General features: G+C 59.6%; 15 protein-coding genes. 9 read left to right on the forward strand and 6 right to left on the reverse strand.

From position 1 onward, the window contains the following. Positions 1-136: 136 nt before the first annotated feature. Positions 137-778, reverse strand: a complete 642-nt coding sequence (locus tag ACM6JQ_RS20745; protein ID WP_414894595.1) for an HD domain-containing protein — start codon at positions 776-778, stop codon at positions 137-139. A 225-nt stretch (positions 779-1,003) separates the two neighbouring features. On the opposite strand from ACM6JQ_RS20745, the gene ACM6JQ_RS20750 reads away from it, so the two are divergent. Continuing rightward, entirely contained in the window at positions 1,004-1,969 is a 966-nt protein-coding gene (locus tag ACM6JQ_RS20750; protein WP_414894596.1) for a GlxA family transcriptional regulator, read from the forward strand. Positions 1,970-2,185: 216 nt separating this feature from the next. Here ACM6JQ_RS20750 and ACM6JQ_RS20755 read toward each other — a convergent pair whose 3' ends face one another. Beyond that, positions 2,186-4,594 (reverse strand): penicillin acylase family protein, encoded by a 2,409-nt coding sequence (locus ACM6JQ_RS20755; RefSeq protein ID WP_414894597.1) that lies wholly within the window; start codon positions 4,592-4,594, stop codon positions 2,186-2,188. A 101-nt stretch (positions 4,595-4,695) separates the two neighbouring features. Further along, on the reverse strand, positions 4,696-5,274 hold the full coding sequence (locus tag ACM6JQ_RS20760) for a DUF6436 domain-containing protein (RefSeq protein ID WP_414894598.1): 579 nt from the start codon (positions 5,272-5,274) through the stop codon (positions 4,696-4,698). A gap of 99 nt (positions 5,275-5,373) precedes the next feature. Between ACM6JQ_RS20760 and ACM6JQ_RS20765 the strand changes: the two genes are divergently transcribed. After that, on the forward strand, positions 5,374-6,321 hold the full coding sequence (locus ACM6JQ_RS20765) for an alpha/beta hydrolase (protein WP_007913866.1): 948 nt from the start codon (positions 5,374-5,376) through the stop codon (positions 6,319-6,321). Between the two features lie 42 nt (positions 6,322-6,363). Here the strand turns inward: ACM6JQ_RS20765 and ACM6JQ_RS20770 are convergent, their stop codons facing one another. After that, positions 6,364-7,095, reverse strand: a complete 732-nt coding sequence (locus ACM6JQ_RS20770; protein ID WP_007913867.1) for a DUF2059 domain-containing protein — start codon at positions 7,093-7,095, stop codon at positions 6,364-6,366. Positions 7,096-7,203: 108 nt separating this feature from the next. On the opposite strand from ACM6JQ_RS20770, the gene ACM6JQ_RS20775 reads away from it, so the two are divergent. Further along, entirely contained in the window at positions 7,204-7,836 is a 633-nt protein-coding gene (locus ACM6JQ_RS20775; RefSeq protein WP_414894599.1) for a 2OG-Fe(II) oxygenase, read from the forward strand. Between the two features lies 1 nt (position 7,837). Then, complete coding sequence (locus ACM6JQ_RS20780) at positions 7,838-8,323, forward strand: DUF523 domain-containing protein (RefSeq protein WP_007913870.1); 486 nt, start codon at positions 7,838-7,840, stop codon at positions 8,321-8,323. Between the two features lie 270 nt (positions 8,324-8,593). Here ACM6JQ_RS20780 and ACM6JQ_RS20785 read toward each other — a convergent pair whose 3' ends face one another. After that, a complete protein-coding gene (locus ACM6JQ_RS20785; protein ID WP_414894600.1) occupies positions 8,594-9,157 on the reverse strand; it encodes a transporter substrate-binding domain-containing protein in 564 nt (187 codons plus the stop codon). Positions 9,158-9,292: 135 nt separating this feature from the next. Here ACM6JQ_RS20785 and ACM6JQ_RS20790 point away from each other — a divergent pair, with 135 nt between their 5' ends. Then, positions 9,293-9,718, forward strand: coding sequence for a DUF4399 domain-containing protein (locus ACM6JQ_RS20790; RefSeq protein WP_095112825.1), 426 nt, complete (start codon positions 9,293-9,295; stop codon positions 9,716-9,718). Positions 9,719-9,780: 62 nt separating this feature from the next. Here ACM6JQ_RS20790 and serA read toward each other — a convergent pair whose 3' ends face one another. After that, the gene (gene serA, locus ACM6JQ_RS20795; RefSeq protein ID WP_008085296.1) at positions 9,781-11,010 is read right to left on the reverse strand and encodes a phosphoglycerate dehydrogenase; all 1,230 of its coding nucleotides are present in this window, start codon (positions 11,008-11,010) and stop codon (positions 9,781-9,783) included. Between the two features lie 204 nt (positions 11,011-11,214). Between serA and ACM6JQ_RS20800 the strand changes: the two genes are divergently transcribed. The 4 genes from ACM6JQ_RS20800 to ACM6JQ_RS20815 all read left to right on the forward strand — a co-directional run bounded on the left by ACM6JQ_RS20800 (position 11,215) and on the right by ACM6JQ_RS20815 (position 15,658). After that, entirely contained in the window at positions 11,215-12,609 is a 1,395-nt protein-coding gene (locus tag ACM6JQ_RS20800) for an FAD-binding oxidoreductase (RefSeq protein WP_414894601.1), read from the forward strand. Positions 12,610-12,650: 41 nt separating this feature from the next. Beyond that, entirely contained in the window at positions 12,651-13,316 is a 666-nt protein-coding gene (locus ACM6JQ_RS20805) for a fumarylacetoacetate hydrolase family protein (protein WP_007913879.1), read from the forward strand. Between the two features lie 258 nt (positions 13,317-13,574). Next, complete coding sequence (locus tag ACM6JQ_RS20810; RefSeq protein WP_095112824.1) at positions 13,575-14,498, forward strand: SdiA-regulated domain-containing protein; 924 nt, start codon at positions 13,575-13,577, stop codon at positions 14,496-14,498. Between the two features lie 242 nt (positions 14,499-14,740). Continuing rightward, entirely contained in the window at positions 14,741-15,658 is a 918-nt protein-coding gene (locus tag ACM6JQ_RS20815) for an SdiA-regulated domain-containing protein (RefSeq protein WP_414894602.1), read from the forward strand. Positions 15,659-15,704: the final 46 nt, after the last annotated feature.

Genomic DNA, 15,704 nt, shown 5'->3' on the forward strand with positions numbered 1-15,704 from the left:
TAATGGGTTGGCCTCATTCTCGAGACCAACCCAATTCAAACTGTAGGAGTGAGCCTGCTCGCGATAGCGGAGTGTCAGTCAGGAAATTTCCAACTGACAGGACGCCATCGCGAGCAGGCTCACTCCTACATGGGTTTTAGGCAGTCCAGGGTGAGTGGCGGATGACCTCGACAAAGTTCATCGGCTTGAACCCCGGCTCCTGATCCTTCAGCACATCGGTCTTCACATTGCCGAACGTGGTCTGCGGACGATGGCGCAAACCCTCGGCAAACGCGCAGATGATGCACTCCTTGAAGCCTTCCCCGCGCGGGTGCGCATGCACCACCGCTTCGCGCTGCACAGTGCTGAACGCGGCGTAGTCCATTCCGAGTACATCCATCTCGACACCTGCAGTGACCAGCGCCACGGTCGGACGCAGATGCTTCGGTACGCCCGGCGTGGTGTGCAGGGCAATCGACAGCCACACCTGTTCGATATCGTCATCGCTGAGCCCGTACGGTTTGAGAAACGCCGCCGCCGCGTTGGCACCGTCCACTTCGAAACGCTCGTCATCACTGCGATGACCTTCGACCAGGCCGAGGTCGTGGAACATCGCGCCGACGTAGAGCAGCTCCGGATCGTAGGCCAGTTGTTGGCGTTCACCGCTCAGTGCGCCGAACAAAAATACCCGCCGCGAGTGGTGGTAGAGCAGGTCGGATTCGATGTCGCGGATGTACTCGGTGGTGGCCCGGACGAGGGCGCTGTCGGGGATTTTGATGCCGGCGATGGTTGTGCTCATGGCAGGTTTCCTCACTGAAACGCCGTTGTGGCGCTGCTGGGGAAAGTCTGTTCCCGACGCTGAAAGGGGACAATCGATGCATGGCTGCGATCCTTGCCAATCGACCTGCAAATCGTGCCAAGCTAAAAGATCGCAGCCTTCGGCAGCTCCTACATGGGAACGCGGACACCTGTAGGAGCTGCCGCAGGCTGCGATCTTTTGCTCTTAAAGGGGGAATCCACAGCCATGAGCAAAACCGTCGCCATCGTCGTGTTCGCCGGAGTGCAGTCACTGGATGTCAGCGGCCCGATGGATGTGTTCGCCGAGGCCAATCGCTTCCTGGCGGCCGAGGATCACTATCGGCTCGAAGTGATCGGCGTCGAACACGGCCCGATGGCCTGCTCCAACGGTTTGAACCTGAATGCCCATCGGCATTTCAGCGAAGCACTCGACGCCTACGATCTGCTGCTGGTCGCCGGTGGGCCACAATTGCCGTTCATGGATTTCGGCGCGACGTTCGACGGTTGGCTGCGTGAGGCCTGTGCACGGGCGCAGCGTTTTGGTTCGATCTGCAACGGCGCGTTCACGCTCGCGCGCGCGGGGTTGCTGGAGGGGCGCACCGTGACTACGCACTGGAATGACGCCGAGGCGTTGGCGCAGTTGTGTCCGACGACGCAGGTCGAGGCTGATCGCTTGTATGTCGAGGACGGCACGCTCTATACCTCGGCCGGGGTCACGGCGGGGATTGATCTGTCGCTCTACCTGCTGGCGCGTGATCACGGTGCTGAAGTGGCGCTGAGCGTGGCTAAACGGCTGGTGGTGTTCACCCAGCGGTCTGGTGGCCAGTCGCAGTTCAGCCCGTTCCTCACGCCGCATGCAGAGCCGACGTCGGCGGTGGCGATGGTGCAGTTGTATGTGTTGGCCAATCTCACGGGTGATCTGACGATCGCCGATCTGGCCAATGCGGCGAACATGAGTGCGCGTAACTTTTCTCGGGTGTTTGCTCGTGAGGCGAAGGTGACGCCGGCGGAGTTTGTCGAGCGGGCGCGGGTGGATGCGGCGCGGGTGATGCTGGAGAGCACGGCGGCGCCGTTGAAGACTGTGGCGTATCAGTGCGGGTTTCGCGATGCGCAGCATATGCGTGGGGTGTTTAACCGGCGGTTGGGGGTTACGCCGCAGCAGTTTCGGCTGAATTTTGCGGTGATGCTTTGACCCTTACCCTCACCCCAGCCCTCCCGAAACGTCGGACCGCCCAGAGGGAGAGGGGGCCGACCGCAGTGTCTGGCGTGATACATCGACCTGAAAGACCTTAGCGATTATGGATTCGGTAAAGCAGTGTCAGGTCGCTGTAAACCTTGAGCATCCCCCAATCAGTCCCCTCTCCTTCTGGGCGGTCCGACGTTTCGGGAGGGCTAGGGTGAGGGGCTTTTACGGTGCCCGCATCGGCAACAGCTTCAAGGTACTGCGCGTATTCGCCGTCACCTCTTCGTCATTGAAATGCGCCTGCACATACATCCCGTCGACATACGCCTCAGCCTGATCGTCATAGTGACTGTCGAACGGCACACCGCTCTGCCCAACCGGGTTAATCGTTAACCCATGCGCCGGATCGGCAAAATCCACCAAGCGCCGCGTCGACGGCCCATACGTCACCGGCCATGGCGCCGGGCCGATCTTCGCTGAAAGGTTGTTCGGCACTTCATGACTGCCCGGCGCCGCAAACGGCCCAACGTTGAAAATCCGATCCAGCGGCTTCTGCTGTCCCAACGGATGGCCGTGAGTCAGCGTGTGCGCAGCGCCCCATTTCCACTCGGCAGAGTTATCGCCCAGGGTCAGCTTCAAGTGCTGCATGCTCGCCTGCCACGCCGCGCGGACGATATCGGCGCGGGTCTCCTTGTTCGGCGTGCTGCGGTTGTCCCACCACGGTGAATCGGCATTCGCCGCCAGTTTCGGCAGCGCCGCATCGATCACCCGCGTCGACAGTAATGTCTCGAAGAAGTCATTGCCCAACTCATCACGCATCGCCGCATCGGCCAGGTCGTAGAGGAACTGGTTGAATACCGTCGCGCTGACCGAATCCAGCGGATAGTCGCCTGGCCACTGCGCCAGTTGCTCGACCAGTTTCAGTTGCGCCGGATCGCTGACCACCTCACGCAGCACCGGCAGCAACGGCGCGAGCAAGCGCGGGCCGTAACCGGTGGTGGTGCCCAGTTGCAGCTTCTGATTGGCCTCGTTGGTCCACTTCACGCTCTTGTCGCTGAGCTGCCGGTTCAGTTGCTGACCGCGATCGGCGAGGTTGTAGTAACCGGGAATCTCCATTCCCGTCGGCGACATGGGCTGGAAGTTGGCCGAGACGATGTAGCCGCGCGCCGGGTTTTCTTCCTGCGGGTTGGCGCTGAACGGGTAGAAACCGTCCTTGTCGGCCTGATTGCTGCTGCCGTCGAGCATGAATTCCGGCCGCACCCCGGCCGGGCGCTTGGGCAGCAATGCCGAAGCCCACCAGGCGATGTCGCCCTTGGCGTTGGCGTAAACCAGGTTCAGCCCCGGCGCCTGGACTTTTGCGGCAGCGGCGCGGGCCTTGGCCAGGGTGTCGGCGCGATTGAGCTGGTAGAAGCCTTCGAGGATCGGGTTCGGTGTTTCGAGAAAGGCCCACCACATGGCAATCGGCGTTTTGCCGGCAGCGTTGCCGAGCGCATCGTTGACGATAGGGCCGTGGGGCGATTGGCGCAGGGTCAGGGTCACCGGCGACTGCCCCTTCACGTTGATCTGCTGTTGCGTGACTACCATGTCGGTCCACTGGCCGCGATACCAGACCTGATTCGGATTATCCGGGTTGACCTTCTCGGCGATCAGATCGAGATCGTCGTTCTGGAACATGGTCAGGCTCCAGCCGAAATCGAGGTTGTGACCGAGAAACGCAAACGGCACCAGCGCCTGATGATGGCCGTACAACTCGAAGCCGGGCGCCGACAATTGCGCTTCGTACCACACCGACGGCACCGAGAAACGAATGTGCGGATCACCCGCCAGCAATGGCTTGCCGCTCTGGCTGCGGCTGCCCGCGATGACCCAAGCATTACTTCCTTCGAACTGCGGCAGACCGTTGTCGATCAACGCCTGTTCGCTGAGGCGGGCGAGGGCGTTGAGGTCCTTCCAGTCGCCAGCGGCGAGGGCCGGCGCAGGCTTGGCGTGACCGTTGACCAGCACGCCTTTGGGCTGCCAGTCGAGGTCGAAAACGTTGAGGTAATCGGCGCCGAGCTGATCGCGCACGTAGGTCAGCAGCGGTTCGGTGCGAAACGCCGCGGCAAAGCTATAGGCCATGTAGCCGGCGACGCTGATGCTGTCTTCGGCGGTGAACGGCCGTTTGGGGATGCCCAGCACGTCAAACTCGATCGGTGCAGCGTGGCTGTCCTGATATTGGTTGATGCCATCCAGATAGGCTTGCAGGCCCTTCCACGCCGGCGACTGTTTATCGAGACTGGCGACGTAACTGGCGGCGCGCTCACGAATGCGCAGGCTGCGGAACAGTTTGTCGGTGTCGAGCAGTTTCGGCCCGAGCACTTCGGCCAGTTCGCCCCGGGCGAGGCGGCGCATGGCTTCCATCTGGAACAGGCGATCCTGGGCATGCACATAACCGAGGGCGCGATAGAGGTCGGTTTCGTTCTCGGCGCGAATGTGCGGCACGCCGCGTTCGTCGTAGCGCACGGTCACCGAACCCTGCAGGTTGCGCAGCTCGACCTGACCCTGGCGCGTCGGTTGTTTGCTGTAGACATACCCGCCGACGCCGACAAGCAGAACAACGATGAGCAGGGCAAGTACGGTGAACACGCGCTTCATGGTGACTCCTTGTGCAGGCGGGATGCCGCCCGTCGGGCTGCAAACAATTAGCACAGACCTTCAGTGCCGTGCAGCGCTGTCCTTGAAAAGTCCGGAATGCCTTACTGCGTCTCCACCGGCCACGGGCAGTAACACCCGACCGCCAGGGTGTGCGTGGCACTGACTGGGCGATCTTCCGTCAGGGCATTCAAAATCGGTTCGATAAAGCTGTTGCTGGAATTGCAGGTGAGGCCTTCGCTGTACGGACCGAAGTAGGCCAGTTTGCCGCTGCGATCCCAGATCGCCACGGCCGGGCTGGCGGGTACCTGTTCGGAGCCGGGCAATATCGTGATGGTTTTCAGGCTGCTGAGGGTTGCCGGCAACTGACCGTGGCTGCCAGCCTTCTGCACAGCGAAGAACTCCACGCCTTTGGCGCCAAACTGCTCGACCATCTCGGTCAGGTGCTGTTGATTGCCGACGTTGCACGGGCAGGCCGGGTCCCAGAAGTGCACCAGGCGAATCTTGCCAGGGCCGGCGAGGTTGTCCGGCAGGCGCAGCGGATCACCGGAAAATACCGCCGTGTGTTCGCTGAACGCTCGCAGATAACGCCCCTGAAACCAGTCATACGCCGCCCACAGCACCCCGGCGCAAATCAGCGCGAGCAGGCTGGCAAACAGTGCGGTGCGGTAGGGCGAACGCATGGTTTTCGATCCTCGAAAGGTCGGCTAGCTTGCCATGTCTGTCACTACAGATGAATATCGCAGGCCGATAAAGTCTGTTTACCGCTTTGGAATTGCCTTATGTCTGCCACTTTCGACCCCGATCAAATCCGCGCCAGCCTCAAGCCTTTGGCCGAGTGGCAGCCGTTGTCGGACGAGGCGAAGGCGTACCAGCAGTTTTATCAAACCGATTTTCCCCATCGCGATGTCTGGCGTGGCATGGGCCGTTTCGAAGTCGATGGTTATGAAGTGGTCAGCCATTGCTGGTGGCCGGAGAAGGTCAAGGCGACGCTGTTTCTGCTGCACGGCTACTACGATCACACCGGGCTGTATCGGCATGTGATCGAGTGGGCGCTGGATCAGGACTTCGCGGTGATCGCCTGCGATTTGCCGGGGCATGGTCTGTCGAGCGGGCCGCGCGCGAGCATTCGCGATTTCTCCGAGTATCAGGACGTCCTGCAAGCGTTGTTCGCCGAGGCGCAGTCGATCGCCCTGCCGCAGCCGTGGCATTTGTGCGGGCAGAGCACTGGCGGGGCGATTGTGGTCGATCACCTGCTCAACCATGCTGAAAACAGCCCGGCGCAGGGCCAGGTGATTTTGATGGCGCCGCTGGTGCGGCCACGGGCGTGGGGCTGGTCGCAGCTGAGTTATTACCTGCTCAGGCCTTTCGTCAGGGGTGTCGCGCGACGCTTCAGCGAGAATTCCAACGACCCGGATTTCCTGCCGTTTCTGCAGGCCGATCCGTTGCAGCCACGACGCTTGCCGACGAAATGGGTGGGGGCGTTATCGCGTTGGATCATCCGCGTCGAGCACGCGAAGAAGAGTCCGCGGCGGCCACTGATCATTCAGGGGCAGGCGGACATGACCGTCGACTGGCAGCACAATCTACAGGTGTTGAAATGGAAGTTTGATCGGCCGCAGATCTTGTTGTTAGCCGAGGCGCGGCATCATCTGGCGAATGAGACGGCGGAGATGCGGGAGGAGTATTTCGAGTTTCTCAGCAAGCGCATCAGAGGCCGGAATCTCTAGTGAAGCTGAAGGCCCCATCGCTGGCAAGTCAGGCGCTGAAGCTCATTGCCCGACCGCCAACCCTGCGCGAATCGCCGCCAGTGCCGCCTGATAGTAGGCCTTGCCTTCAGTCGACTCGGCAAACGTCGCAAACTCTTCCAGCTCTTCATCCGACAAATCGCGATAGACGTAGAGCAACGTGTTGTTCATGTCCGCGCCAATCTGATCCATCAAACGCTGGCGCTGACCGTTGAGCATACCTTGCGCCTGACCACCACCGAGCAGCCCCGGAATCATCGAACTCAAGCTGTCCGCCGCCACACCAGCAATCGCCAAGCTCACTTCGGCGCCAGCTTCACGGGCCGGCAAGGCTTGCGCGAGGTGGCCGATGATCAGCAGACGGCTGTCGCTGGCCTGCATCTTTGGCAGACCCTTGGCATTTTTCGCCAATTGATCGCGCCGGGTCGCCAGCAATTCGGCTGCGACGATTTTCTTGCCCAGCGGTGATTGAAAGAAGGTCAGCGCCGGTTTCGGGTCGGCAAGCTTCTGCCGCAGTTGCGCTTCGGCACGTTGATCGACAGCCTGCGGCGCGAAGCGCTGATTACTGTTGTTCACCAATGCTTGAAACACCGCCGGCGGCAGGCTGTTCTGATAGCGCTGCTGTGCGGCCGTCAGGGCGTCATTGAAATGCGCACGTTGATCTGGCCAGCCGGCGACCTTGTACAACTGATCGTGGCCGTCCGCCCAGGCGGGCAAAACGCAGAACATCAACAGTGAAAAAAGCAAACGGCGCATAGGGACTCCTGTCAGCAGCGGACTATTCTCCGTGCGGTGCCGGTACTTGTCGAGAATTCGTAGCAAGCCGCCGCGTGGCTCTGTCGGATTTGTTGCCGCCGACATACTATGCGCGCCATGCAAATATCCTCTGAACACCCACTGCTGTTACGCATTGTCGATGACCTGGCCGAACACGGCTGGTCGCAGCAGAACATATTCCTGCCCGCCGGTTTGACCCGCGAGCTGGCGGCCGAGTGCCGCAAACGTGAAGCCGAGGGTGAACTGGCGCCGGCGGCGGTGGGGCGTGGGCCGTTTTCGGAGATCCGCGAGGGGATTCGTGGCGACCACATTCAGTGGATCGACCCGGGCCAAGCCGAGTCCAGCGACCGCTATCTGAACTTGATGGAAAGCCTGCGTGAGGCGCTCAACCGTGGCCTGTTTCTCGGTCTTGAGGATTTTGAGTGCCATTTCGCCTTGTATCCGCCCGGCGCTTTTTATCGCCGGCATGTCGACCGTTTTCGCGACGATGACAAGCGCATGGTGTCGGTGGTGGTCTACCTCAATGACGCTTGGCTGCCGGAGGATGGCGGTCAGTTGCGCATGTACCTGAATGATGAGCGCGTGCATGACGTGCAGCCTACTGGCGGGTGTCTGGTGGTGTTTCTCTCTGGTGAGGTGCCTCATGAAGTGCTGCCGGCGAACCGCGAGCGCCTGTCGCTGACTGGCTGGTTTCGTCGCCGTGGCAACGAGCCGTTCTGATATGGACAAGATTCTGGTCAGCCGCTGCCTGTTGGGTCATCGCGTGCGTTATGACGGTGGTGCGAGCGGGCCGTTTGATTTGCTTGAACAGTGGATTGCCGAAGGGCGGGTGGTGCCGTTGTGTCCGGAGGTTGCGGGTGGTTTGCCAACGCCACGGGCGGCGGCGGAGATCCCGGGCGGGCAGGGCGGTGAAGTGCTCGATGGTGTCGCGGCGGTGATCACCACTGAGGGCGAAAATGTCAGTGCGCAGTTTCTCGATGGTGCGCGGCAGGCACTGGAACTGGTGCAGAAATATGGCATCCGCGTGGCGGTGCTTAAGGCCAACAGTCCTTCTTGCGGGAATCTGCTGACGTATGACGGGACGTTCAGCGGGGTCAAAATCTCTGGTGAGGGCGTGACGGCCGCGTTGCTCAAGCGTCATGGTGTGCAGGTTTTCAGTGAGCTTGAATTGCCTGAGGCGGCGGTGGCTCTGGCGGCTTTGGGCTGATCCGGAATCGTTGCCCTCACCCCAGCCCTCTCCCGGAGGGAGAGGGGGCCGACCGAGGTGTCTGACGTCTTGCATCGACCTGGAAGACCTTATCGACTATGGATTCGACACAGCCATGACCGATCGATTATGGAATCGACAAAGCCATGACCAGTCGATTTCGGATTCGGTATAGCCATCCCAGGTCGGCGTATCTCTAAAGCAACCCCAAATCAGTCCCCTCTACCTACGGGCGGTCCGACGTTTCGGGAGGGTTAGGGTGAGGGGCTTTTAAGGTTTCAACCACTTCTCGGTCAGCGCTGCCAAACGTCCATCCGCCCTGATCCGCTGCATCGCACTCGCAAGGCTGGCCTGAAATGCCGGATTACCCTTCTGAAACGGAATCGCCAATTCCACCGGCTCTGCCACTTTCGGCTTCTCTTCCGTCAACGCCTGCACCAGCACCATCGGCCGTGGCTGCTCGTCTTTTTTCGCCAGTAACTGCGAATCGACCTTGCCGTAAGACTCGCTGAAGTCGAAACGATCCTTGAGTTCGGATGTCAGTGCTATGTGGTTGAGCGCAACGTCGTACTTGCCGCTTTCAACGCCCTGGAGCAGGTCTGCCTCATCCGTGACGATGAAGTCAGCGCGTACATCCAGCTCCCGGGCCAGCAGTTGCCCAAGCTCGACCTCGAACCCCGTGAGTGTGTCGCCTTCCTTGTAATTGAACGGCGGTGTATTAGCCTCAAGGGCTATGCGCAGCTCGCCACGGTCGTTGACGTCATCAATCAGTTCGGCGTGAGCCAAAGGGCTCAAAAGGGGTAGCAGGCAGATCAGGCCAGGCAGAAAACGCATGGTCACTCCTTTGAAATCATTATCGCGACGCTCTGATTCAGGCTCGCTTTGCTATGGTTGTCGAGTGCCTTCGACAACGAATGGTCATGAAGTTGTCATGACCGTGCGGATTTTACGGAAAAACTGGAGAAGAAAATGAAAAGCTTTATGTCACGTGCAGCGTTGGCGGGTGTGCTGATGGGTGTTTCGGTGCTGGCCAGTGCGGCGACACCGGCACCAAAAGGCGCCGAAGTGTTCATCGTTTCTCCCGAGGACGGGGCCACGGTTTCGCAGACATTTACCGTCAAATTCGGTACCAAGGGCGTCGCGCTGGCGCCGGCCGGTGACGTCACCAAAAACACCGGTCACCATCACCTGCTGATCGACGCCAAGGAAATCGTTCCTGCCGGTTCGGTCGTCCCTACCGATGCCAATCATATGCACTTCGGCAAGGCGCAGACCCAGGCTGACATCAAGCTCGCCCCGGGCCAACACACCTTGCAGCTGGAACTTGGCGACAGCGGTCACATGGCGTTCGACCCGCCAATCGTCTCGAAAAAAATCACCGTCAACGTCGAATAACCTTTTCGCCGTGCATGAAAAAGGGAGCCCGAAGGCTCCCTTTTTTGTCGCTCAACGCTAAATCAGAACAACACACGGCTACGGATAGTGCCGTTGATGTGCTGCAGCTTCTCTTGCGCCAGATCCGAGTACTCGGCGTCGACGTCGATCACCACGTAGCCAACCTTCTCGTTGGTCTGCAGGAACTGACCGGAGATGTTGATGCCGTTTTCGGCGAAGACCTTGTTGATCTCGCTCATCACACCCGGGATGTTCTCGTGGATGTGTAGCAGGCGGTGCTTGCCAGGGTGAGCCGGCAGGGCCACTTCCGGGAAGTTCACCGACGAAACGGAGGTACCGTTGTCGCTGTACTTGACCAGTTTTTCTGCCACTTCCAGACCGATGTTGGCTTGCGCTTCGGCGGTCGAACCACCGATGTGCGGGGTCAGGATCACGTTGTCGAGGCCACGCAGCGGGCTTTCGAACTCTTCGTCGTTGGAGCGTGGCTCCACCGGGAACACGTCGATGGCCGCGCCGATCAGGTGCTTGTCCTTGATCGCGTCCGCCAGGGCGTCCAGCTCGACCACGGTACCGCGCGCCGCGTTGATCAGGATGCCGCCCTTTTTGATGGCGCGGATTTCCTTCTCGCCGATCATCCACTGGGTCGCAGCGGTTTCCGGAACGTGCAGGGTGACGATGTCGGACATGCCCAGCAGCTCGGTCAGGCTACCGATCTGAGTGGCGTTGCCCAGTGGCAGCTTGGTCACGGTGTCGTAGAAGTACACCTGCATGCCCAGACCTTCAGCCAGAACCGACAGCTGCGTACCGATCGAGCCGTAGCCGACGATACCCAGTTTCTTGCCACGGATCTCGAAGGAGTTGGCTGCGGATTTGATCCAGCCGCCACGGTGGCAGGAAGCGTTTTTCTCCGGGATGCCGCGCAGCAGCAGGATCGCTTCGGCCAGCACCAGTTCCGCTACGGAGCGGGTGTTGGAGTACGGCGCGTTGAACACGGCAATACCGCGCTCACGGGCAGCACTCAGGTCAACCTGGTTGGTGCCGATGCAGAAACAGCCGACCGCTACCAGCTTCTTCGCGTGATCGAAGATCTCTTCGGTCAATTGGGTGCGCGAACGAATGCCGATGAAGTGAGCGTCAGCGATCTTTTCCTTGAGCTGGGCTTCTGGCAAGGAACCTGTCAGGTATTCGATGCTGGTGTAGCCCGCCGCCTTGAGGACGTCGACAGCCGATTGGTGGACGCCTTCGAGAAGAAGGAACTTGATCTTGCTCTTATCGAGAGAAGTCTTGCTCATCTGCGTAAACCTGTATCCCGGAGAAAAATGGCAGGAAATGGTCAACAGACGCTGACCCGGACGACAAGAAAGTCGTCTCCGCGGATCTGGCCTTGGGCGCTGTCCTGCGGGGTCGATATGCTAGCATAGCCTCCCCGCTAAACACTCATTCCTGCGACGTGAAGCGTTCTCAGGATGACCATGAATTGTTCGAGAGTTCTGTCGATGACCAATCCTGCCCTGATTGATGAACTGAAGACCCTGGTCGAGCCTGGCAAGGTCCTGACCGACGCCGACTCCCTGAATGCGTACGGCAAGGATTGGACCAAACACTTCGCCCCGGCGCCAAGTGCCATCGTGTTTCCCAAGACCATTGAGCAGGTGCAGGCGGTGGTCCGTTGGGCCAACTCGCACAAGGTCGCACTGGTGCCATCGGGCGGGCGCACCGGGCTTTCCGCCGCTGCCGTGGCGGCGAATGGCGAAGTGGTCGTGTCGTTCGATTACATGAATCAGATTCTCGACGTGAACCTCACCGACCGCACCGCCGTTTGTCAGCCGGGCGTGGTCACCGAGCATTTGCAGAACGTCGCCGAAGAGAAAGGCTTGTACTACCCGGTCGATTTCGCTTCGGCAGGTTCCAGCCAGATTGGCGGCAATATTGGCACCAATGCCGGCGGGATCAAGGTGATTCGCTACGGCATGACCCGCAACTGGGTCGCCGGCATGAAGGTGGTCACCGGCAAGGGTGATGTGCTGGAACTGAACAAAGACCTGATCAAGAACGCCACCGGCTACGACTTGCGTCAGCTGTTTATCGGTGCTGAAGGCACCCTCGGTTTTGTCGTCGAAGCGACCATGCGCCTCGATCGTGCGCCGAAAAACCTCACCGCGATGGTCCTCGGCACCGCTGATTTCGACTCGATCATGCCGGTGTTGCACGCCTTCCAGGGCAAGCTTGACCTGACCGCGTTCGAATTCTTCTCCGACAAAGCTCTGGCCAAAGTCATGGGCCGTGGTGACGTGCCGGCACCTTTCGAAACCGATTGCCCGTTCTACGCACTGCTGGAATTCGAAGCGACCACCGAAGAAGTGGCCAACAGTGCACTGGAAACCTTCGAGCATTGCGTCGAGCAGGGCTGGGTGCTGGACGGCGTGATGAGCCAGAGCGAAACGCAGTTGCAGAACTTGTGGAAACTGCGCGAATACATCTCCGAAACCATCTCGCACTGGACGCCGTACAAGAACGACATCTCGGTCACCGTGTCGAAAGTGTCGGCATTTCTCAAGGAAATCGACGCGATCGTCGGCGAACACTATCCGGACTTCGAAATCGTCTGGTTCGGCCACATCGGCGACGGCAACCTGCACTTGAACATTCTCAAGCCGGATAACCTGAGCAAGGACGAGTTCTTCGCCAAGTGCGCGACCGTCAACAAGTGGGTGTTCGAAACCGTCGAGAAGTACAACGGTTCGATTTCCGCTGAACATGGCGTGGGCATGACCAAGCGCGATTACTTGACCTACAGCCGTTCCCCGGTCGAGATCGAGTACATGAAAGCGGTAAAAGCGGTGTTCGACCCGAACGGCATCATGAACCCGGGCAAGATTTTTGCGGTTTGATCGGCAATCTTTGATGAATCAATGAAGGCAGGAGTCGGTAAATGAGCTATCAGCACCAGTACGTCGACGGCACGCGCATCCACTTCCCGATCGGGAAAGTCGTGTGCATTGGCCGTAATTACGCCGAACACGCCAAGGAACTGGACAACCCGGTGCCTACCGAGCCGTTACTGTTCATCAAACCAGGCAGTTGCGTGGTCGAGCTGGAAGGCGGTTTCGCCATTCCGACCGAGCGCGGTTCGGTGCACTACGAAGCGGAAATCGCCGTGTTGATCGGCAAGCCGTTGTCGACCAAACCGAGCCGTGAAGAAGTGCTCGACGCCATTTCCGGTTTCGCCCCGGCGCTGGACCTGACCCTGCGCGACAAGCAGGCCGAGCTGAAAGCCAAGGGCCTGCCGTGGGAAATCGCCAAGTCGTTCGACGGCGCGGCGGTGCTTGCGCCGTTCGTGGTCGGCAGCACCTTTGCTGACCTGACCGACATCGGTATTCGTCTGACCATCAACGGCGAAGTCCGCCAGGACGGCAACAGCAGTGCGATGCTCAATCCGATCGTGCCGATGATCCAGCACATGGCCGGCTGCTTCTCGCTGCAGGCCGGTGATGTGATCCTCACCGGTACGCCGGTGGGTGTTGGCCCGCTGAACGTGGGCGACGACATCGTCCTCGAGCTGGTCGGCGCGAGCAGCTTCACCAGCAGCGTGCGCTGATTTAACGCGGTCCCCTTGCAGGAGTGAGCCTGCTCGCGATAGCGGTCTGTCAGTCAACGATTGTTTCGACTGACCTGACGCCATCGCGAGCAGGCTCACTCCTACAGGGTTTTGTGATCTCTCCCACAATGGCGCAGGGCAATCCCGCCATTTGCCGTTTTTTTCACATCCTGTACGGATAATTCCTCTCATTCTGGCGTCTGAGCCGGCCTCTTTGTGCTATTACCCATAGCCTGAATTTTCGGAACGCGTCCATCGATGTCATCTCAAACTCAGCTCAAACCCACCCGCCGCTCACGTTTCTCCCTGCGCTGGTATGTCTGGCTCTTGCTGGTGGTTGCCGCCGCTTATGCCTTGGCGTTTGCCATGCATTGGGATGATCGCGGGGTGCTCTGGCTGCAGGAAAGCTTCGAAAGCCAGGCCGAGCAGAAGGAAAGCATCTGGCTGCCGGACTATCGAGTGGTGATAGATGCCAAGCCGCTCAAGGGGATGGAGAAGGACGAGGCTTCGGATCTGGCATACAACCCGCAGACCAAAACGCTTTTCTCGGTGATGGGCAAGAACCCGTTTCTCGCCGAGCTGACCTTGCAAGGTGATGTGCTGCGCAAGATGCCGCTGGTGGGCTGGAGCAATCCGGAAGGCCTGACGATGATGGAAAACGGCCTGATGGCCATCGTCGATGAGCGCCAGCACCTGCTGTCGATCGTCAAAGTCGACGGCGACACCCGCGAATTGAACATCGCCGACTTCCCGAAATACGATCTCGGCCCGTCGAAAGACCAGAACAAAGCCTTCGAAGCTATTACCTGGGATGCGCACAACCAGCAATTGCTGTTGGGCGAGGAGCGGCCACCGGCGCTGTTTACCTGGAAAAGCGATGGCAGCCAGATCCTCAAGGGTGAAAAGCAGAAACTTGCCAGTGATGAACTGGATATTCGCAACCTCTCGGCCTTGGCGATTGACCCGCGCACCCAGCACACCCTGGTGCTGTCCGCCGACTCACATCTGCTGCTGGAACTGGACGAGAAGGGCGAACAGGTCAGCTTCATGACCCTGCTTGGCGGCTTCAACGGTCTGAAAAACACCATCCCCCGCGCCGAAGGCGTGACCATGGACGAGGCGGGCACGCTGTACATGGTCAGCGAGCCGAACCTGTTCTATCGCTTCGAAAAACAGAAATAGCAGCCTTTACCGATTCCAATGTAGGAGCTGCCGAAGGTTCGGGCCGCGTTCGGACGATCTTTTGACTGTGGGACGCAGAGCGTCCCCGGCTGCGTTCCCACGCAGAGCGTGGGAACGATCAGATCGCAGCCTGCGGCAGCTCCTACAGGGGTTGGCTTGTGGTTTGAGGCAAGTGGCCATTAAGCTTCAGTTCAGACGGGCGTGATATTTCATCCGCCTGTTTTGATCCCGAGCTCATCCGAATGCGTCGACTTGCCCGCCCCAAGCCTCTGATTATTTTCCTGTCGGTGATTGCCCTGATCGCGTTGATTGCGATCGGCCAATACATGCGCCTGTTCGAGCGCGCCTGGTTCAATCTGCACACGTTGTGGCAACCGCTGAGCAGTGAATCCATTGCGTTGGACCAGTATCGAGTCGAGATTGAAGCGCGGGTGATTGACGGGCTGGACGACGATGTCTCGGCGCTGACCTTCGATCCGGTGCGCAAAAGCCTGTTCACCGTGACCAACAAGAATTCCGAACTGGTCGAACTGTCGCTCGAAGGCCAGATCCTGCGGCGTATCGCACTGATTGGTTTTGGTGATCCCGAAGCCGTCGAGTACATCAGCGCCGACACCTACGTGATCACTGATGAGCGTCAGCAGCGGCTGATCAAGATACACCTGGAGGCAGACACCACATTCCTCGACGCGGCGGACGCCGAGCAGATGACCCTCGGCGTGCATATGGCCAGCAACAAAGGTTTTGAAGGCCTGGCGTATGACTCGGTAGGCAAGCGCTTATTTGTCGCGAAAGAGCGTAACCCGATGCTGATCTACGAAGTGCACGGCTTTCCGCATTTCAATCCGGAGAAGTCCTACGCGGTGCATGTGATCAACGATCCCAAGCGTGACGCCGGGATGTTTGTGCGCGATCTGTCGAGTTTGCAGTACGACGAGCGCAGCGGGCATTTGCTGGCACTGTCGGATGAGTCGCGGCTGATTCTGGAGCTGGATGTCGGCGGGCGGCCGCTGAGCACGATGTCCATCAGTGGCGGGCGGCAGGGTTTGAAGAAAACCGTACCGCAGGCGGAAGGCATTGCGATGGATGATGACGGGACGTTGTATCTGGTGAGTGAGCCGAACCTGTTTTACGTCTTCAAAAAACCAACACCGAACTAATCAACACCACAAAACCAATGTAGGAGTGAGCCTGCGCGCGATATCC

The organism is Pseudomonas sp. IT-232MI5, assembly GCF_949767845.1.
GTDB lineage: Bacteria > Pseudomonadota > Gammaproteobacteria > Pseudomonadales > Pseudomonadaceae > Aquipseudomonas.